Below are 19344 nucleotides of genomic sequence, written 5' to 3'. Positions count from 1 at the left end.
GCTGAAAAATGAAAAGTCGACCAAGGTCGGCATCGCTACCAAACGCTTAAAAGCTGGCTGGAGTGCCGACTATCTCGCCAAGGTCTTGGGCTTGCCGACTTGATGCTTCATGCAATCACCCTGGACCGTTTTACAACAGTGCAAGCTGAAACTGCAAACTGAGCTTATAGACTCAGCTCCAGCACCTTGCGGCTGACGGCAGGCGTCACTTCGCGCTGTTCGCCCAGCGCCGTCATGCCGTGCGCTTCCAGTGCGGCAACGACGGCGTCCACGCTGAGATGGTTCAGGCCGTAGTCGGCCAGGCGCGTCTTGACGCCCATGTGGCGGAAGAAGAACTCGGTGCGCGCGATGGCCGCCTCGATGCGGCCGTCCTCGTCGCCGCCATCGAGGCCCCACACGCGGGCCGCGTATTGCAGCAGCTTGGCGCGCTTGGCCTGTTTGCGCACGCGCAACATGCTGGGCAGGATGATGGCCAGGGTTTGCGCGTGATCAAGCTCGTACAGGGCCGTCAATTCGTGGCCAATGGCGTGCGTGGACCAGTCTTGCGGCACGCCCACGCCGATCAGGCCGTTCAAGGCCAGGGTGGCGCTCCACATCACGTTGGCGCGCACGTCGTAGTCGTCCGGCTGCGACAGGGCTTTCGGACCTTCTTCGATCAGGGTCAGCAGGATGCCTTCGGCGAAACGGTCTTGCACCGAGGCGTTCACGGGGTAGGTCAAATACTGTTCCATCACATGCGCAAACGCATCGACGACGCCATTGCCCACCTGGCGCAGCGGCAAGGTAAATGTCTTTGTTGGATCGAGCACGGAAAACTTCGGATACACCTTGCGGCTCATGAACGAGCGTTTTTCCTGCGTCGCCTTGCGCGTGATCACGGCCGAGCCATTCATTTCGGAACCGGTGGCCGGTAACGTCAATACGCTGCCGAAGGGCAGGGCGGCGTCGATGATCTTGCCGCCTTTCGCCAGGATGTTCCAGGCCTCGCCTTCATGCAGGGCGGCTGCGGCGATGAACTTGGTGCCATCGACCACGGAGCCGCCGCCCACGGCCAGCAGGAAGTCGATGCGCTCGCTTTTCACCATGGCCACGGCCTGCATCAGGGTTTCGTAGCTGGGATTGGGTTCGATGCCGGCAAATTCCAGCAGCGTATGGCCGGCCAGCGCCGCGCGCACTTCATCGTAGACGCCGTTTTGCTTGATGCTGCCGCCGCCATACGTCATCAGGACCCGGGCCTGGGGCGGAATCAGGGCCGTGATGGCGGCGATCTGGCCTTGGCCGAAGAGGATTTGCGTTGGATTGTAAAAGTCGAAATTGAACATGGCGCTCCCGCTGCTGAAGTATGGGCTAGACTTGCTGACCCATGATTATGGCCGAACGGGTGGAAACGTGTCGTGGACGCTTGAGCTTTTTGCCCTCGCAGTGGAGAATGCAGCGCAGACGCTGTCACCGCCGTCACCGCTGTCACCACTTATTACGCGAAAAGGAATGCGCATGACCACCCTCCCACTGGAAGAAACCGACTTGCCCGCCACTGCGCTCGACATGCACCGCGCCATCGGCGCCACCATCGCCGCCTTGCAGGCGCTGGACCTGAACAGCCAGCGTTTCGAGGCTTGCACCGACCCGGAACTGCGCCGCGTGCTGGCCCATGCGGGTGATACCAGCCGCAGGGAAGCGGCCATGCTGCTCGAATGGATGCGCCGCCGCGACGCGCGCCTGGACAAGGAAATGAAGGAAGCGCTGTTCAAGGCCGGTCCTATCGTGGCGCAGTACCATTACGATCAGAGCGTTTCGTAACTATTGGTTTGTTGCCGTGGCGTACCATACGCCATTCTCGCGCCGCTTCGCGTAGACTGTGCCCCGGACACGACTTTGGGGAAATTTGTAGATATGAAATCATTACCATACCGAGAAGGCAGCTGGTTTGCCGTGCCCTTGCCGGGTGGCGGCTATGCCGTCGGCGTGGTGGCGCGCACGGCGCCTGCCGGGCGCATCATGCTGGCCTATATGTTCGGGCCGAAACGGGAAACCTTGCCGTCGCTGGATGAACTGGAAGGCTTGCAGCCAGCGCAGGCCGTGCGCCGCTTGCGCACGGGCGACATGGCCCTGCTCAACGAACGCTGGCCTCTGCTGGGCGACAGCGGCCACTGGAATCGGGCTGCCTGGCCCATGCCGGCCTTTATCCGCCGCAACGAATCCTTGCAGCGCGCCTGGCGCGCCAGCTATGCGGACGCCAATCCTGCCAAGCTGGACCGCGAGGAATCGATTGCCTTCGATACGCCGGGCATGGAAAGCGATTCCCTGTATGGCTACGGGGCAACGGAATTGTTGATGAATAAATTGCTGGCGCCCGTGCAGGCGCCGGCTTGAAAGTCGTTGAACGGCACGGCTGTGCCGTTCAACTTTACACCGCCGGCAAGCTGATCTGAAACGCCAGGCCGCCGCCTTCGCGGTTGCGCACCTGCAGTTCAGCGCCGTGGCGCAGCAGCACGCGGTCGACGATGGCCAGGCCCAGGCCGGCGCCATTTGCCTGTCCGCGCGCCGTGTCGAGGCGGGTGAACGGTTTCAGCAGTTGCTCGATTTCTTCCGCCGGCACGCCCGTGCCGTGGTCCTGCACCTCGATAATGACTTTTTTCGTGCCGTGGCTGGTTCGCACGTGGCAGGCGATGTCGATTTCCGTCACGTCGCTGCCCGGCGTCTTGCCATAGCGGCGCGCATTCTCGACCAAGTTGTTCAGCACGCGGCGTAAATCGGTGGGGTTGCCCATCGCATGCGCGCCTTCGGCAATGTCGGCCGTGAGCTTCACGTCCGGCAAGCGCATCGCTTCGCGCGCCATGTCGCTGAGCAAGCCGCTCAGGTCAACATCGGTAAAGCGCGACACTTCCGTCGGCCTGGCGTAATCGAGGAACTGGCCGATGATGGCGTCCATCTGGCCGATATCGGACTGGATGCCGTCGCGCGCCTCGTCCGACAGGTTGGCCATTTCCACTTCCAGCTGCATGCGTGCCAGCGGCGTGCGCAAATCGTGCGAAATGCCGGCCAGGATCACGGCGCGGTCCGATTCCACCTGTTTTAAATCGTCGACCATCTGGTTGAAGCTGCGGTTCGCCTCGATGATTTCGATCGGGCCTTTTTCCGGCAGCGGCGCCGGCTGCTTGCCCTTGGCGATGTCGCGCGCGGCCGCCGTCAGGCGCGCCAGGGGCAGGTTGATCAGGCTGGAAATGATGGCGGCGCCCAGCAAGGACAGCAGCGACACCAGGCTGGCCCAGCCCAGCCACTGGAAGCCCGTCAGGCCGCGCAGGCGCTCGCGGTCCAGCATCAGCCAGTATTCGTCGTCGTCGATCTTGAAGCTGACCCAGAAGCCGGCCACGCCGTTGACGCGCGCGGAAAAGCGCGTGTCCTTGCCCAGCTTGGCTTTCACCTGCGCCTCGATCTCTGGCATCAGGTAATTGTCGGACGGCGGCTCGATGCGGTCGTCCTCTTCCAGCGAGAAGATGCGGATGCCTTCATTGCTGACCAGGTCGAACAGCAGCTCGCGGCGCAGCTCGGGGGCCGAGTGCGTCAGCGCCGCATGCGTGATGGTGACGACGGAAATGATCTGGGCGGAAAGCTGCTGCGCCTGCGGCTCGCGCTGGATGACGGAAATCATGCCGATCCAGGTGATCATGCTGACCGTGGTCAAGGTGCCGAGCAGCAAAAAAGTGCGCCAGAACAGGCCGCTTTTCAGCCGCGCCAGGCTGATATCGGGAACAAGCTTCATCATGCCTCGCCAGCGATCAGCGCGGCTGTCCGTCCGGGATGAAGACGTAGCCCAAACCCCACACGGTCTGGATGAACAGCGGGCTCGACGGATCTGGCTCGATCAGCTTGCGCAGGCGCGAAATTTGCACGTCCAGGCTGCGGTCGAACACTTCGTATTCGCGCCCGCGCGCCAGTTCCATGAGTTTTTCGCGCGACAGCGGCTGGCGTGCATGGCGGGCAAACACTTTCAGGACGGAAAATTCGCCCGTCGTCAGCGGCACCGTTTCGCCACTCTTTTTCAGGGTACGCGTGCCCAGGTCCAGCACGAAGTCGCCGAACTCGAAGGTTTGCGGCGTTTCCGACGGCGCGCCCGGGATTTCATCGGGACCCTTGCGGCGCAGCACGGCGCCGATGCGCGCCACCAGTTCGCGTGGATTGAACGGTTTTGGCAGGTAATCGTCGGCGCCCATTTCCAGGCCGACGATGCGGTCGACGTCCTCGCCCTTGGCCGTCAGCATGATGATCGGCGTCAGGTCGCCAGCGCCGCGCAGGCGGCGGCAGATCGACAAGCCGTCTTCACCGGGCAGCATCAAGTCGAGTACCAGCAGATCGTAGCGCTCGCGCAGCCACAGCTTGTTCATGGCCGTGGCGCTCTCTGCCGTAAAGACATTGAAACCCTGTTCGGTCAGGTAGCGGCGCAGCAGATCGCGCAGGCGCACATCGTCATCCACTACCATGATTTTGGCCTGGTGGCCGTGGATGGATTGCGTTGTGGTATTGCTGCCGGAAGTGGAGGTTGTGGTCATTTAGGGTGTCGTGTTATCTTATATTAGTTGCTATAGTAACGCCTCGCGCGGCGTCGGCAAGGGACTGTGGCGACCCATTACAAACTGTTACAAACTTTACCCATTTGCTCTTACTGCACCGTGTAAAGCATCATACACTGGGGCCACAGTGGAAATCAGCTTTAAGTGTATACGGCATTGCGGAAGAGGAACTCAATGAATATCTTTACTAAAAAAATTCACGCCGCTCCCAGCGCAGCTTTTGCCGCGCGCGCCACTTCGCTTGTCCTGTCTGCGTTTGCCGTGTGCTCTTTGTTGACCGCCAGCCTGGCGCAGGCTCAAAACCAGCCGCCACCACGGCGTGACGAGCAGCAGCAACTGCAGACCCAGCGTTATGAACAGGTACCGCGCAATAATAGCAATGATACGCGAGTGCGCGAACAGCGTGACGCACGCAGTTTCGACACGCGCGCAGAAGAGCAGCGCCGTGCCAGCGAAGGCGCCGATGCATCGCGCCGCACGGGCCGCATGACGCCCGACGAGCGCCGCGACCTGCGCCGCCAGATCAATGAAGTGGGGCAAGACATCTACTCGAATCCGCCGCGCCGCTAGGCACGGCGTACGCAGCATCGGACAGGGCCATCTCGCAAGACATGGCCCTGTTTGCATTTGGCGCCGCGCCAAATTGGGCACGCTGCCGCGCCGCATGATATTGTTCCAGGGCACTGAGGCAATTCTCTATCCTGCGGAGGCAAGTGGTGAGCGACGACGAAACACCGGTTCCGGATGCGGCCGTAGCTGGCGGCTTGCCGCATGGCATGGTGCAGCGCCACGAGGGCGTGTTTCTTGACTTGTCCCTGGCGCCGGCGCAGCTGCGCGCCGCCGTCGAGCAGCTGTTCCAGTCCGGCCAGTTGCTGCTTGGCCTCGATTACGCCCTGTTCCTGCTGACCCTGTTTCATGCGCCCGTGCCGCGCAGCGCGCCCAAGGGCGACGCCTTGCTGCGCATCGCTGCCCGCGTCGCGCCATTCCCGCCACAGCGCCGCTTGCTCTACAAGCAAGTCAAGATCCGCGGCGACAGCGCCGAGTTTTACTTCGAGGCGCTGCCTCTCGATGAGGATGGCCAGGTGCCGGCGCGCCGCGAGCTGGACGAACTGGTGGCCGACCTGTGGGGCAAGGGCGTGCGCTACGGCATCGACAGCGCGGCCGTGCGCGCACTGCTCGACGCCGGCAAGGCCGAGCGCATCACGGTGGCGCGCGCGCTGGGGCCGCAGCCTGGGCGCGACGCGCAGCTGGTCGAGGTATCGCAAGGCATACACCGCGACGATGCGCCCCGCGAGCGCCCCGACGGCCGGCTCGACCTGCTCAGCTTCAAGAACCGCTTCCCGCAAGTCAAAAAACACGTGCGCCTGCTGCGTAAGCTGCCGGCTGCCCCCGGCTTGCCCGGCTACGACCTGGCCGGCAACGTGCTGGCGCCGCCGGCGCCGCTGGACCTGGACCTGGCAACGGTGGCCGGTGCCGGCACGCTGGTCGAGCACTTCAGCGATGGCGACTTTATCGTCGCCACACTCGATGGCTATGTGAATGTCGATGAACACGGCAAGATATCGGTCGAAAACAAAATCGTCAGCCGCGAAGGCGTCAGCAGCCGCACTACGGGCAACCTGACCCTGCGCGCCGCGTACGAGGAATATGGCGAAGTGCAGGAGCAGCGCTCGGTCGACGGCAGCGACATCACCATCCATGGCGACGTGTACGGCCATCTGCACTCGCACGGCGGGCTGATCTTGCTACACAGCAACCTGGTGGGCGGCACGGCCTTCAACGAGCATGGCGACGTGCGCATCGAGGGCGTGGCGTCCGGTTCCGTGGTGCAGGCGCTGAAGGGCGAGGTGCACCTGCTGCGCGCGGAAAGCTGCGTCATCGCCGGCACGCGCGTGGTGATCGACCATGCCAGCAATTGCGAAATCATCGCCGACGACGTCGTCATCGAACTGGCCGAAGGCTGCGCGGTGGCCGCACGCACCATCCGCATCGGCAGCGCCGGGCCGCGCAAGCAGGTCGAGATGCTGCTGTTCCCGCTGGTGCCCGACTTGGGCGCGCTGGAGCAAAAGATCACCGACAGCCTGGCGAAGGCGGCGCAATATGCGCAGGTGCAGCACAAGCGGCAGCAGGAAATCGACGCCATCGCGCAATTGACCGAGGTGCGCAGCTATCTGGCCCTGGTGGGCCAGCTGCGGCGCGGCGAATTGCAGCTGCAGCAGGCGCAGCAGGTGCAGTACGACAAGCTGGCGGCGCGCATCGCCCCCGTGCTGAAGGAAGTGGCGCAGCTGCGGCTGGAAGTAAAACAATCGGAAATTTCCCAGGCGCTGATGCGCACGCTGGTAGAACAGCTGCGCCAGGAGCGGCAGGCGACGGCCGGCCAGTCGCGCTGCACCCTGGGCCTGGTCGATGGCGAGACGACAGTGCGCGCCATGGTCGTGCCGCGCGGCCCGGCCAAGGTCTACGACCGGCCGCCGAAAGAGATCAAGGCGCTCTTGCGCAGCGCCACGCCGCCCACGCAGCTGGTGTTTGCCGACAGCAGCGGCGCGCTGGAGTGGACGTATGCGCCGCCGCCATCCATTTAATCGGTGACCTTGCCACGTGATTGCTTGAGTACGCTATGCGTGCTCTTGCTGTCGAGGCGGCGCCGCTGCGAGCTGCGCGTGGGCTTGGTGGCGCGGCGCACGGCGGGTAGGAAGGTCACGCTGTCGATGATTTCCTGCAAGCGCCGCAAGGCTTCTTCCTTGTTCTGCTCCTGGCTGCGCGATTGCTGCGCCTTGAGCACCAGCACGCCATCCTTGCTGATGCGGCTGTCGCGCAGGGCCAGCAGGCGCTCCTTGTAGGCTTCTGGCAGCGACGAGGCGGCGATGGGAAAGCGTAAATGGATGGCGCTGGAGACCTTGTTGACATTCTGCCCGCCCGGCCCTTGGGCGCGGATGGCGGAGAATTCAACTTCAGCGGGATTGACGAGGTGTTGCATGGCCTGCCTGTGGAAAAACAATGCTGGTATTGTAAGGCAAGACGCGCGCCCGCATCCGCAGCGCCAGTCCCATGCAGGCGGCATGACAAAAAAAAGACGGCTCGTGTGAGCCGTCTCTAGTCAGTATGTCTCTGGTCAGTATTTAAGAAGCAATTTTTTCAAGCTGATCCTGCAAATCCAGCCATTCCGCTTCCAGCTGCGCCAGGTCCTTGGTGAAGAAGGTCTGGTCGGCCAGCAACTGTTTCAGCTTGGCCTTGTTGGCGGCGTCGTAGATGGTCGGCTCGCCCAGTTTGGCTTCCGTTTCCGCCTTTTGCGCATTGCGCTTGGCGATCTGCTCTTCCTGGCGCTTGATCTTGTTTTCGATCGGCTTGCGCAAGGCGGCCGCCTTCTGGCGGTCTTCCGCTTCCTGGCGCTTGTCGCGCACCGGCGCGGCAGGGGCAGCAACCGCAGCTGCTACCGGCGAGACCACGGGGAAATCGGTCTTGTTGGCCTTGCCGGCCGCTGGCAGCACGTCGGTGCCCTTGCCCAGCTTGGTCTTGAACAGCCAATCCTTGTAGTCGTCCAGGTCGCCGTCGAACGGCTGCAGCTTGCCGTCGGCAACGATGATGAATTCGTCGGTGGTGGCGCGCAGCAAGTGGCGATCATGGGAGACGACGACTAGCGTGCCTTCGAACTGGGCCAGGGCTTCCGTCAGCGCTTCGCGCGTTTCCAGATCCAGATGGTTGGTCGGTTCATCGAGCAGCAGCAAGTTCGGCCGTTGCCAGACGATCAGGGCCAGCGCCAGGCGTGCCTTTTCGCCGCCCGAGAAGGGCGCGATCGAGGCGGTAACCATGTTGCCCGGGAAGTTGAAGCCGCCCAGGAAGTTGCGCAGCTCCTGTTCGCGCACGTTCGGCGCGATTTTGGCCAGATGCCACAGCGGCGACTCGTCATGGCGCAGCATTTCCACCTGGTGCTGGGCGAAGTAGCCGATGTTGAGGCCCTTGCCCATGGTGGCGTCGCCCGTCAGCGGCATCAGCTCGCCGGCGATGGTCTTGATCAGGGTCGACTTGCCGGCGCCATTCTGGCCCAACAGGCCAATGCGCTGGCCGATCTGCAGCGAGAACTTGATGCCGTTGACGATGGTCTTGTGGGTAATTTCGCCGGTGGCTTCGTTTTCGATCTTGTAGCCCGCGTCGACGTCTTCCATCACCATCAGCGGGTTTGGCGCCGACAGCGGCTCGCGGAATTCGAACGAGAACTCGGCCGCTGCGCGCAGCGGCGCCAGTTCTTCCATCTTCGCCAGCGCCTTCATGCGGCTTTGCGCCTGGCGGGCCTTCGAGGCTTGCGCCTTGAAGCGGTTGACGAAGGACTCCAGATGGGCGCGCTTGCGCTGTTGCTTTTCCAGCGCACCGGCGGCCAGGATCATCTGCGCGGCGCGTTGGCGCTCGAAGCTCGAATAGTTGCCCGAGTAGCGCTTCAGCTTGCGCTCGTCAATGTGCACGACCACGTTGACCACTTCATCGAGGAAGTCGCGGTCATGGGAAATGATCAGCAAGGTGCCGGCGTAGCGTTTCAGCCAGTCTTCCAGCCAGATGATGGCGTCCAGATCCAAGTGATTGGTTGGTTCATCGAGCAGCAGCAGGTCGGACGGGCACATCAGCGCTTGCGCCAGGTTCAAGCGCATGCGCCAGCCGCCGGAGAAACTGGCCACCGGTTGCTGCATCTGATCGAGCGTAAAGCCCAGGCCCAGCAGCAATTGCTCGCCGCGCGACTGCACGGTGTAGGCGTCGGCATCGGCCAGCGCGCTATACATGTTGCCGATGGCGATGCCGTTTTCCGTGGTTTCTGGTTGCGATTCGAGATGCGCCAGTTCGGCTTCCAGTTTGCGCAAGGTGATGTCGCCATCGATGGCGTAGTCGAGCGCGGCACGGTCCAGCGGCGGCGTTTCCTGCGCCACGTAAGCCACGCGCCACTTGGCCGGGAAATCGATCTCGCCCTGGTCTGGGTGCAATTCGCCGCGCATCATGGCGAACAGGCTCGATTTGCCCGCGCCATTGGCGCCGATCAGGCCGATCTTGTCGCCCGGGTTGAGGGTGACGTCGACTTGTTCGAGCAACGGTTTGATGCCGCGCATCAGGCTTACTTGTAGGAAACGTATCATTTTTTTCTTTGTGTTGTAAATTAAGGCGCTGCGCCGCTTACGCCAGCTTCAACTGTTCGGCTGTCAGCAGGAACACCATGTCGTCGCCGGCGCTCGTCGTCAGCCAGGTCAGGCCCAGCTCGCCGAAGGCCGCTTCTGCGTATTCGCGTTCGTTGCCGATTTCTATCATCAGGATGCCGTCGTCGGTCAGGCGCTCGGCTGCACCGGCGATAATCTTGCGCACCAGGTCCATGCCATCGCTGCCGCCATCGAGGGCGATTTGCGGTTCGGCCAGGTATTCCTGGGGCAGGGCGCCCATCGACGCGGAATTCACGTACGGCGGGTTGCTGATGATCAAGTCGTATTTCTTGGCCGGCACGTTCGCATACAGGTCGGACTCGATCAGATTCACGCGCGATTGCAGTTTATACGTGTCCACGTTGCGCTTGGCCACGGCCAGCGCGTCGGCGGAAATATCCACCGCGTCCACCGTGGCGTTCGGGAAGGCGTCGGCCATCATGATAGCCAGGCAACCCGAGCCGGTGCACAGTTCCAGGATGTTTTCCACGGCGTCCGGTTCCTGCACCCATGGCGAGAAGTATTCCGGGATCAGTTCGGCGATGAAGGAACGGGGCACGATCACGCGCTCGTCGACGTAGAAGTTATACGTGCCCAGCCAGGCTTCCCTGGTGATGTAGGCGGCCGGCACGCGGTCGATGCTGCGGCGGTCGATGACGTTCATCACGCTGGCCACTTCCGACGGCAGCAGTTTGGCGTCGAGGAAGGGCTCCAGGCGGTCGAGCGGCAACTTCAAGGTGTGCAGGATCAGATAGGCTGCTTCGTCGAACGCTTCGGCGCTGCCGTGGCCGAAAAACAGCTTGGCGGTATTGAAACGGGTGACGGCGTAGCGCAGCAGGTCGCGTGGCGTGGAAAACGGGTTCGGGGTCATGGCATTCTCGAAAAGACGGTGTTCTGGCCCGCCGTGACGGGCCTCGGTATTCATTCAGGCGGGCAGCAAATGCTCCAGCGTACGCCGGTAAATATTTTTCAGGGGATCGATGTGGCACAGTTCGATGTGCTCGTCGATCTTGTGAATACTTGCATTGGGCGGCCCGAATTCTATCACTTGGGGGCAGATCTGCGCGATAAACCGGCCATCCGAGGTGCCGCCCGTGGTCGACAGCTGCGTCGTGATGCCCGTTTCCTGCTCGATCGCGGCGGACAAGGCATCGGACAGGGTGCCGCGCGGCGTGAGGAAGGGCTGGCCGCTCAGGGTCCATTGCAAGTCGTACTGCAAGTCATGCCGGTCGAGGATGGCGTGGACCCGTTGCTGCAGGTTTTCCGCCGTGCTGGCCGTGGAAAAGCGGAAATTGAAGTCGATCACCATGTCGCCCGGAATCACATTGTTGGCGCCCGTGCCCGCATTAATGTTCGACATTTGCCAGGAAGTGGGCAGGTAATATTCGTTGCCTGCATCCCACTTTTCCTCGACCAGGTCGGCCAGCGCCTGCGCCGCTTCGTGGATGGGGTTTTTTGCCAGTTGCGGGTAGGCAATATGACCTTGCACGCCCTTGATCGTCAAGCGGCCCGAGAGCGAACCGCGGCGGCCGTTCTTGATCATGTCGCCCAGTTGCGCGCTGGAGGTCGGTTCGCCCACCAGGCAATAGTCGATCTGCTCGCCGCGCGCCTTGAGCCTGTCGCACACGATGACGGTGCCATCCGTGGCGGGGCCTTCCTCGTCGCTGGTGATCAGGAAGGCAATCGACCCGGAGTGCTCGGGCGTGGCGGCGATAAATTCTTCACAAGCAACTACCATGGCGGCAATCGAGGTCTTCATGTCGGCCGCGCCACGCCCGTACAGCTTGCCGTCGCGGTGCGTGGGAATGAAGGGCTGCGAGCGCCATTGCTCGACGGGACCGGTGGGCACCACGTCCGTATGGCCGGCAAAGACGAACACGGGCGAGGCCGTGCCACGGCGCGCCCATAAATTGGTGACGTCGTTCGACAGGATCGTCTCGCAGACAAAGCCCAGCGGCGTGAGGATGTCGATCAAATGCTGCTGGCAGCCCTTGTCGTCGGGCGTGACCGAGGACAGGGCGATCAGTTTTTCGGTCAGGGCGAGGGTCTTGGAGGTGGTCATGAGTAAGGTCGTGCCGGCAACATCGTTCCGGTGGTCAACTAAATAGTGTCAGCGAGAAAATGGCCTTGTACTGCGCGTCCGAAAACGCCACGCTGAACTGGCCATCCTTGTCCAGCACGGGGCGCTTGATGATGGACGGGTTTTCCAGCATCAGGGCCAAAGCGCTGGCGGCGTCAGTAATGGACGCCTTGCGCTCGTCGGACAGGGCGCGCCAGGTCGTGCCTTTCTTGTTGACCAGCACATCCCACGGCAATTGCTGCAGCCAGGCGTCGACGGTGGCGCGTTCCAGGCCCTGCTTCTTGAAGTCATGGAAGGTGAAGTCGAGTTGCTGCGCGGCCAGCCAGGTGCGGGCTTTTTTGACGGTATCGCAGTTGGGGATACCGTAGAGTGTGATGGTCATAGTGGGTCAGGCTAACGGAGAATGAATGCGGCATGCTTGATTGCCGCGCTTGCGCCAAGGCAAAACGCGATGTTAGCCGCCATTATACAGTTGATACGCCACGATGCGGCGGTGCAGCACGGCCGCCCTAGACGGGCCGAGGCGCCGCCTTGCCCGTTTCCAGCGGACCGAAATGCAAGCCCAGGCGCAGCGCCAGGGCGCGCAGGGCGCCGCTTTCCTGCAGGTGCAGGGCTAGCGCGATGTGGCCGTCGGGGCGCACCAGATAGGCGCAATCGCGGCCCAGTCCCGCCAGCTTGGCGGCGACATTGAACGTGTAGCAATGCACGCTCAGCTTCAGCACGCGCGCCTCGGCCAGCAGTTCGGGCGCCGCTTCGCCATAGATGTGCAATTGCCAATCCATGCTGCGCAGGGCCGTAAAATTGTCTTGCGTGCCGTCCGAGAACCAGGGCAGGCGGTCGCCGCCGCGCAAGTTTTCCGCGTAGCCTGCCGAGAGAGCGCTGTCTTCATACTTGATCTGGATTTGCGACACCGTCTGGAACAGCAAACGGCGCGCGCGTTCGAAGCCGGAGAGGAAAGGCAGCGCATGCGGCACCAGCCAGCGGCGCAGGAATTGCCCGGCCATGCCTTGCGCGACGATGGCCTGGAAGGCGCGGTCGGTGGTGGCGACGAGCTTGCGGGCAAACACGATGCGCTCGCTTTCATAGGTGTCGAGCAGGGCGTCATTGCTCTGTCCGCGCAGTTTTTGCGCCAGTTTCCAGGCCAGGTTGACGGCGTCGCCCAGGCCCGTGTTCATGCCCTGGCCGCCCACGGGGCTGTGCAGATGGGCCGCGTCGCCAAGGATGAAGCAGCGCCGCTCGCGAAATTGCCCTGCCACCCGGTGCTGCACCGTATAGGTGGAAAACCAGTTCACGTGTTCGACCTTGACGTTCAGCAAGGTTTCCACGTCGCCGCGCACATCGTCGAAGGTGGGCGCAGGAGCGCCTTCGGGGCGATCGGGCAGGATGCCGATCAAGCGCTGCATGCCGCTGGTGCGTACCGGCAACATCAAGGCAAAGGAGTTCGCCCCCAAGTGGGCGTGCAAGTCGGTATTGCTGCCCGCCACCCTGGCGTCGGCCACGTAATACAGGTGATCGTAGGTGCCGCCGGAAAAGTCAAATTGTGCAATCTTGCGCACCGTGCTGCGGGCACCGTCGCAGCCGCAAATGTAATCAAACGTGCAATATTGACGTTCGCCATCTTTGAGCAGGATGGCTTGCACTTCGCTATCGTCTTGCGTCCACAGGTCTAGCGTGACATTCCATTCCACGTGCACGCCGGCTCCGGCCAGCTTGCTGACGAGGAAGCGTTCATGCTCGTCTTGCGGCAGGCTCAGCACGAAAGGATAGGGGCTCAGGCCTTCACCGATCTCGCCCAGCGCCAGTTTCACCAATTCCTCGCCGCCTTCGTGGATATGCATGGCGTTGATCTTGATGCCCAGGCTGACCAGCTCGTCGGCAAAGCCCAGCTGCTGGTAAAACTCCAGCGTGCGCGCATGCACGGCCATGGCCCGCGACGCCTGCCCGGGGCCGCTGTTCTTGTCGATGATGCGGCAATCGACGCCATGGCGCGCCAGGCGCAAGGCAAGCATGAGGCCGGTAGGACCGGCGCCGACGATCAATACGGGGGGAGTATTCATGCCATCCAGTATAGGACAGGATGCGTCATGGCTGCAGGATGATTGAGTGTGTTTTGGAAATGAAAATGTCCCGCCAGGGCGGGACATTCAGGGTACTCAGTACGTTTTACAGCGCAGTGATCAAATGCCGCGCAGCAACTCGTTGATACCGGTCTTGGCGCGGGTTTTTGCATCCACGCGTTTGACGATCACGGCGCAGTACAGCGAGTACTTGCCGTCTTCCGAAGGCAGGTTGCCCGAGACCACGACGGAGCCGGATGGCACGCGGCCATACGTCACTTCGCCGGTGGCGCGGTCGTAGATCTTGGTCGATTGGCCGATGTAGACGCCCATCGAGATGACCGAGTTTTCTTCGACGATCACGCCTTCGACGATTTCCGAACGGGCGCCGATGAAGCAGTTGTCTTCGATGATGGTCGGGTTCGCTTGCATAGGCTCCAGTACGCCGCCGATGCCGACGCCGCCGGACAGGTGGACGTTCTTGCCGATTTGCGCGCAGGAACCAACGGTGGCCCAGGTGTCGACCATGGCGCCTTCATCGACGTAGGCGCCGATGTTGACGTAGGACGGCATCAGCACGACGTTCTTGGCGATGAAGGAACCACGGCGGGCGACGGCAGGTGGTACCACGCGGAAACCGCCCTTGGCGAAGTCTTCCGGCGTGTAGTTGGCGAACTTGGTCGGCACCTTGTCGTAGAACTGCATCGTGCCATCCGATGGCATGACGACGTTGTTTTCCAGGCGGAACGACAGCAGCACGGCTTTCTTGACCCACTGGTTGACGACCCAGTCGCCCGTGGTTTTTTCCGCCACGCGGATGCTGCCGTTGTCCAGGCCGTTGATGACGTGGCCGACGGCGTCGCGCAGTTCGGCGGTGCCGTTGCCCGGATTGATCTCGGCGCGGTTTTCCCAGGCCAGGTCGATGATGTTTTGCAGTTGTTGGCTCATGATGGTGTCTTGTTTAGTTGGTTGATGCGGATGCGGAAAGCTGCTGGCAGAATTTTACTATGCGCAGTGCGGCTTCCAGCCCTTCGGCCGTTTCGGCCACCAGGGCCATGCGGATGCGGTTGCGGCCCGGATTGATGCCGTGCGCGTCGCGCGCCAGGTAGCTGCCAGGCAATACCGTGACATTATATTCGGCGTACAGGCGTTGCGCGAATTGCGTGTCGGACAGGCCCGTGCGGCTGACGTCGGCCCACAGGTAGAAGCCGGCGTCCGGCAATTGCACGTCCATCACCGTTTGCAGCAGCGGCGTGATGGCGTCGAACTTGGCGCGGTATTTGGCGCGATTTTCCTCGACATGGGTTTCGTCGTTCCAGGCCGCGACGGAGGCCGCCTGCACGGCAGGGCTCATGGCGCCGCCGTGGTAGGTTCGGTAAAGCAGGAATTTTTTCAACACTTCGGCGTCGCCAGCGACGAAACCCGAGCGCATGCCCGGCACGTTGGAGCGCTTCGACAGGCTGGAAAATACCACCAGGCGCGCATACGGGCGTTCGATACTGGACAGGCCCAGCATGTGCGCCGCCTGCAGCGCGCCCAGCGGGGCCGTGTCGCCGTGGTAGATCTCGGAATAGCATTCGTCGGCGGCGATGACGAAGTCATAACGCTCGGACAGGGCGAACAGATGTTCCCAGTCCGTCAGGGTCAAGACGGCGCCCGTCGGGTTGCCCGGCGAACACAGGAACAGCAGCTTGACTTTTTCCCACACGGACGCGGACACGCTGTCGTAGTCGCAGCCGAAATTGCGCGCCGGGTCGGAATTGACGAAATACGGTTCGGCGCCGGCCAGGTAGGCCGCGCCTTCGTAAATCTGATAAAACGGATTCGGGCTGATCACCAGCGAACCGGCCGATGGATCGATTACCGTTTGCGCCAGCGCAAACAAGGCTTCGCGCGAGCCATTCACGGGCAGGATTTGCGTGGCAGGATTGAGCCTGGGGATGCCATAGCGGCGCTCCAGCCAGCCAGCGATGGCGCCGCGCAAGGCTTCCGAGCCGATGGTGGTCGGATAGCTGGCCAGGCCGTGGATATTGTCGACCAGCGCTTGCTCGATAAAAGCCGGCGTCGGGTGCTTGGGTTCGCCCATGCCCAGGCTGATGGGCGCATAGTCGGGATTGACCGTCACGCCGGCAAACAGCTGGCGCAGCTTTTCAAATGGATATGGTTGCAGTTTAGCAAGAAGTGGATTCACGGAGCGGACCAGGGCAAGAGTGGGATGATGGTGTGGCTGAAAGCATGTCGCGGCAAAATGGCTGCCGATGTATGGATGCCGATGTCGCACTAAGGCATTCCAGCATGCCATTATAGCCGTCCCCGTGCGCGGGCTGTGCACGCGGGATACAAGCAGGACACAAGCGCGATGCTGTTGGGCGGCACGGCCTGCCGCACGGGGAGTGCCGCGCCATGGCGCGGCAAGGTAAAATACGTTATGTCTACCTTACTTCCCACCCTACTTGCCATTGAAACGTCGTCCGAGCTCGCGTCCTGCGCCTTGCTGCGCGGCGATGCCGTCCTTTCCCGTGCTTCCTCGGGCGTGCGTACCCATTCCCAGTCCATCTTGCCGATGGTGCAGGAATTGCTGGCCGAAGCGGGCGTGACCCTGGCCGACGTTGACGCCATCGCCTACGGCTCTGGCCCCGGCTCGTTTACGGGCGTGCGCACGGCGTGCGGCATCGCGCAAGGACTGGCCTACGGCGCCAACCTGCCCGTCGTGCCCGTCGTCACCCTGGACGCCATGGCGCTGGCTTGCCACCAGGCGCACGGCGCGCAGCGCATCCTGGCCGTGCTCGATGCCCGCATGAGCGAAGTGTACTGGGCGCAATATGATTACCAGGAGGGCTTGCAGGCCCACTCGCCGCCAGCCTTGAGCGCGCCTGCCGGCGTGGCGCCGCAAGGCGACGTCGTGGGCTGCGGCAACGGCTTTGCCGCCTATGCCGAAGCGCTGGCCGGCCTGCCTTGCGCCGCCAATGCCGATGCCGCCATCATGCCGCACGCCGTGCAAGTGGCGCAGCTGGCGCGCATCGCCTTTGCCGCCGGCAACTTTGTGAAGGCGGCCGATGCGCAGCCTTTGTATTTGCGCAACAAGATCGCCTACACCAGTGCCGAGCGCCTGGACATGCAGGCTGCCAAGGCTGCTGCGGAGGCGGCACAATGATGCAGTTGGGCAAGGACCAGGATCAGGATAAGGACGAGAGCAGTGCTGCAGGCTGGGACTTGCTGCGCCTCGACTATCAGCCGATGGTCGAAGCCGACCTGGCCGAAGTGCTGGCGCTGGAGCAGCGCGTGTATCCGCATCCCTGGACGCACGGCAATTTTGTCGATTCGCTCGGCAGCGGCTATCCGGCCTGGGTGCTGCGCGACGTGGATGGCACCTTGCTCGGCTATTTCCTGCTGATGCTGGTCGTCGATGAGGCGCATTTGCTCAACGTGGCCGTCGACGGCGCCATCCAGGGCCAAGGCCTGGGCCGTTTCCTGCTGGATCAGTCCTGCGCCTGCGCGCGCCGGCTGGGCATGGAATCGATGCTGCTGGAAGTGCGCCCGTCGAACGTGCGCGCACTCGGCATTTACCAGTGCTATGGATTTGAACAGATCGGCCGGCGCAAGGGATACTATCCGGCCAGCAACTCGCAACGTGAGGACGCCATCGTGATGCGTTATACCTTATGAGCCGCAGCGCCGTCTTTCTCGATGAAATGGGCGTCGGCCCCCTGTGGCGCTTGCGCCAGGGCGCTGCACCCGGGGCCGTCGAAGACATGCCGGTTGACGCCGTGGCGGCCGAGGTGGCTGCACCTGTAACCGAAGTGGTGGCCGAGGCAGCAGTCGTGGAAGTTGCGGCGCCTCTTGCCGCTGCCGTTGCGCCGGTCCCTGCTGCCGCTCCCGACGATACGGCCTGGTTCGACGATGCTCCCCCGCCAGCGCCCGCCAGGCAGCTCAGCGATGCCGATATCGCCGCCCTCGACTGGGATGGCTTGACGGCGGCCGTGGCCAAATGCGCGCGCTGCGAACTGTGCAAGACGCGCAAGGGCGTGGTCATGGGCCGTGGCGACCGCCAAGGCGTCTGGCTGATGCTGGCCAGCAGCCCCTCGCGCGCGGAAGAGCGGGAAGGGCGCGCCTTGCCGGACGAGCAGGGCAAGTTGCTCGACAATATGCTCAAAGCCATCGATGTCGATGCGGGTAGCGACGTGTATATGACGCACTTGCTGAAATGCCGTCCGCTCGACGAAGCTGGCCAGGAACGCTTGCCGACAGACGCCGAGTCCGCTGCCTGCCGTCCGTATTTCGAACGCGAACTGGCCTTGCTGCAGCCGCGCACCATCGTCACCCTGGGGCAGCTGGCCGCCGCAAGCATCTTGCCTGGTGAAAAGCCCGTGCGCGGCAAGGTACGCCAGCTGGGCAAGGCATCCGTCGTCGCCACGTATCATCCGGAAATGCTGCTGCAAGACGAGACGGGCAAGGCCAAGGCGCGTGCCTGGGGCGATCTGTGCCTGGCGAAAAGCACGCATGCCGGCAGTTGATACGGGCGGTGACACTTTCCAGGCCCGCTTCGAGCACCGCTGGGGCCATTTGACGCACCCCCGCGTGCGTGCGCTGGCCTGGCTGCTCGATTCGCCCGACTTGCTGGACCCGGCCAGTGTGCACTGGGGCGGGCGCATCGCCAGCCTGGAGCCGGTCACGCCTTCGGTGGCCGCCTGGCTGGGCGCGCTGCAGCATGATCCATCGCCGCTCGATGTGGCGCTGGGCCCCAAATTCTATTCCCGCCTGGGCCTGTACGCTGAAAAGCTGCTGGCCTTTTATTTTGAGCAGCATGGTTTGCTGCAAGCGCACGGCTTGCAGGTGCAGGCCAACCGCAACGATACGGTGGGCGAGTTCGATTTCCTGCTGAAAAACATGCACGGCGATGGCGATCATCTGCTGCACTGGGAATTCGCCACCAAATTCTATCTGCTCGAAGGCGCGCCCGACCCCGGCATCTTCAATCACTTGATCGGCCCGAACCTGGCCGATACCTTGGGACTGAAGATGCGCAAGATTGTCGACAAGCAACTGGCCCTGGCCCGCCATCCGGCCGCGCAAAGCTTGCTGGCGCAACCGGTGCGCGCGGCGCAGGCGCTGGTCAAGGGCTGGCTGTTTTATGCCATCGGAGCTGCGCCGGGCATGGATGGCATTTCCCAGGAACATGGACACGGCTTCTGGTGCACGCCGGCGCAATTGCCGCAACAGCGCTATGTCGTGCTGCCCCGTTTGCAATGGCTGGCGCCGTACAAGGGCCGCGAGATGGAAGTGTTCGATGCCAGCGCCTTGCGGGCGCAGTTGTTTGATCTGGCGCAACCGGTGCTGGTCGCATCGGTGGACAATATCGCAGGCTGGGAAGTGGAACGCACGCGCGGTTTTATCGTGCCCGATACCTGGACGGAACAAGCGGCCGCGCGCCGGCTGACGGGTGCCTTGCCTGTGTAGCCTGA

Annotated in this window: 19 protein-coding genes; 8 read left to right on the top strand and 11 right to left on the bottom strand. The window is 62.9% G+C overall.

Annotated features, from left to right (window positions below; translation table 11 throughout):
• Window positions 1-164: 164 nt before the first annotated feature.
• Entirely contained in the window at window positions 165-1322 is a 1158-nt protein-coding gene (locus ACQ4W6_RS14030) for an iron-containing alcohol dehydrogenase (protein ID WP_436567780.1), read from the bottom strand.
• Between the two features lie 172 nt (window positions 1323-1494).
• On the opposite strand from ACQ4W6_RS14030, the gene ACQ4W6_RS14025 reads away from it, so the two are divergent.
• Complete coding sequence (locus ACQ4W6_RS14025) at window positions 1495-1800, top strand: ferritin family protein (protein ID WP_436567779.1); 306 nt, start codon at window positions 1495-1497, stop codon at window positions 1798-1800.
• Between the two features lie 93 nt (window positions 1801-1893).
• Window positions 1894-2373 carry an Imm26 family immunity protein gene (locus ACQ4W6_RS14020; protein ID WP_436567778.1) on the top strand — a complete coding sequence of 160 codons (480 nt, stop codon included), beginning with the start codon at window positions 1894-1896 and terminating at the stop codon, window positions 2371-2373.
• Window positions 2374-2407: 34 nt separating this feature from the next.
• Here ACQ4W6_RS14020 and ACQ4W6_RS14015 read toward each other — a convergent pair whose 3' ends face one another.
• On the bottom strand, window positions 2408-3766 hold the full coding sequence (locus tag ACQ4W6_RS14015; protein ID WP_436567777.1) for a sensor histidine kinase family protein: 1359 nt from the start codon (window positions 3764-3766) through the stop codon (window positions 2408-2410).
• A gap of 13 nt (window positions 3767-3779) precedes the next feature.
• On the bottom strand, window positions 3780-4481 hold the full coding sequence (ompR, locus tag ACQ4W6_RS14010; protein ID WP_436567793.1) for an osmolarity response regulator transcription factor OmpR: 702 nt from the start codon (window positions 4479-4481) through the stop codon (window positions 3780-3782).
• A gap of 264 nt (window positions 4482-4745) precedes the next feature.
• Here ompR and ACQ4W6_RS14005 point away from each other — a divergent pair, with 264 nt between their 5' ends.
• Together ACQ4W6_RS14005 and ACQ4W6_RS14000 are read left to right on the top strand one after the other, a co-directional pair.
• On the top strand, window positions 4746-5141 hold the full coding sequence (locus ACQ4W6_RS14005; protein WP_436567776.1) for a hypothetical protein: 396 nt from the start codon (window positions 4746-4748) through the stop codon (window positions 5139-5141).
• A gap of 146 nt (window positions 5142-5287) precedes the next feature.
• On the top strand, window positions 5288-7153 hold the full coding sequence (locus ACQ4W6_RS14000; protein ID WP_436567775.1) for a flagellar assembly protein A: 1866 nt from the start codon (window positions 5288-5290) through the stop codon (window positions 7151-7153).
• Here ACQ4W6_RS14000 and arfB read toward each other — a convergent pair.
• The 8 genes from arfB to dapC form a co-directional block, all read right to left on the bottom strand.
• Entirely contained in the window at window positions 7150-7548 is a 399-nt protein-coding gene (gene arfB / locus ACQ4W6_RS13995) for an alternative ribosome rescue aminoacyl-tRNA hydrolase ArfB (RefSeq protein WP_034749850.1), read from the bottom strand. The genes ACQ4W6_RS14000 and arfB overlap by 4 nt on opposite strands.
• Window positions 7549-7690: 142 nt before the next feature.
• Complete coding sequence (locus ACQ4W6_RS13990; protein WP_436567774.1) at window positions 7691-9688, bottom strand: ATP-binding cassette domain-containing protein; 1998 nt, start codon at window positions 9686-9688, stop codon at window positions 7691-7693.
• Window positions 9689-9725: 37 nt separating this feature from the next.
• A complete protein-coding gene (prmB, locus tag ACQ4W6_RS13985) occupies window positions 9726-10616 on the bottom strand; it encodes a 50S ribosomal protein L3 N(5)-glutamine methyltransferase (RefSeq protein ID WP_436567773.1) in 891 nt (296 codons plus the stop codon).
• Between the two features lie 54 nt (window positions 10617-10670).
• Window positions 10671-11807, bottom strand: a complete 1137-nt coding sequence (gene dapE, locus ACQ4W6_RS13980; protein ID WP_436567772.1) for a succinyl-diaminopimelate desuccinylase — start codon at window positions 11805-11807, stop codon at window positions 10671-10673.
• A gap of 34 nt (window positions 11808-11841) precedes the next feature.
• Window positions 11842-12207 carry an ArsC family reductase gene (locus tag ACQ4W6_RS13975; protein WP_436567771.1) on the bottom strand — a complete coding sequence of 122 codons (366 nt, stop codon included), beginning with the start codon at window positions 12205-12207 and terminating at the stop codon, window positions 11842-11844.
• Between the two features lie 127 nt (window positions 12208-12334).
• Window positions 12335-13882 (bottom strand): FAD-dependent monooxygenase, encoded by a 1548-nt coding sequence (locus ACQ4W6_RS13970; protein WP_436567770.1) that lies wholly within the window; start codon window positions 13880-13882, stop codon window positions 12335-12337.
• 120 nt (window positions 13883-14002) lie between these two features.
• The gene (dapD, locus tag ACQ4W6_RS13965) at window positions 14003-14830 is read right to left on the bottom strand and encodes a 2,3,4,5-tetrahydropyridine-2,6-dicarboxylate N-succinyltransferase (protein WP_436567769.1); all 828 of its coding nucleotides are present in this window, start codon (window positions 14828-14830) and stop codon (window positions 14003-14005) included.
• Between the two features lie 13 nt (window positions 14831-14843).
• Window positions 14844-16073 (bottom strand): succinyldiaminopimelate transaminase, encoded by a 1230-nt coding sequence (gene dapC, locus ACQ4W6_RS13960; RefSeq protein WP_436567768.1) that lies wholly within the window; start codon window positions 16071-16073, stop codon window positions 14844-14846.
• Between the two features lie 237 nt (window positions 16074-16310).
• Between dapC and tsaB the strand changes: the two genes are divergently transcribed.
• From tsaB to ACQ4W6_RS13940, 4 genes are read left to right on the top strand one after another with little or no spacing between them, the layout of a single operon-like run.
• The gene (gene tsaB, locus ACQ4W6_RS13955) at window positions 16311-17036 is read left to right on the top strand and encodes a tRNA (adenosine(37)-N6)-threonylcarbamoyltransferase complex dimerization subunit type 1 TsaB (protein ID WP_436567767.1); all 726 of its coding nucleotides are present in this window, start codon (window positions 16311-16313) and stop codon (window positions 17034-17036) included.
• Window positions 17033-17548 carry a ribosomal protein S18-alanine N-acetyltransferase gene (rimI, locus tag ACQ4W6_RS13950; protein ID WP_436567766.1) on the top strand — a complete coding sequence of 172 codons (516 nt, stop codon included), beginning with the start codon at window positions 17033-17035 and terminating at the stop codon, window positions 17546-17548. The genes tsaB and rimI overlap by 4 nt, the downstream gene beginning before the upstream one ends.
• Entirely contained in the window at window positions 17545-18396 is an 852-nt protein-coding gene (locus ACQ4W6_RS13945) for a uracil-DNA glycosylase (protein ID WP_436567765.1), read from the top strand. Before rimI ends, ACQ4W6_RS13945 begins: the two co-directional genes overlap by 4 nt.
• Window positions 18383-19339 (top strand): DUF1853 family protein, encoded by a 957-nt coding sequence (locus ACQ4W6_RS13940; protein WP_436567764.1) that lies wholly within the window; start codon window positions 18383-18385, stop codon window positions 19337-19339. The genes ACQ4W6_RS13945 and ACQ4W6_RS13940 overlap by 14 nt, the downstream gene beginning before the upstream one ends.
• Window positions 19340-19344: the final 5 nt, after the last annotated feature.

The sequence above is a fragment of the Janthinobacterium woesei genome (genome assembly GCF_051380875.1).
Taxonomy (GTDB): Bacteria; Pseudomonadota; Gammaproteobacteria; order Burkholderiales; family Burkholderiaceae_D; genus Janthinobacterium.
Note: the sequence above shows the minus strand (reverse complement) of the source record. Positions and strands in the feature narration are given on the sequence as shown.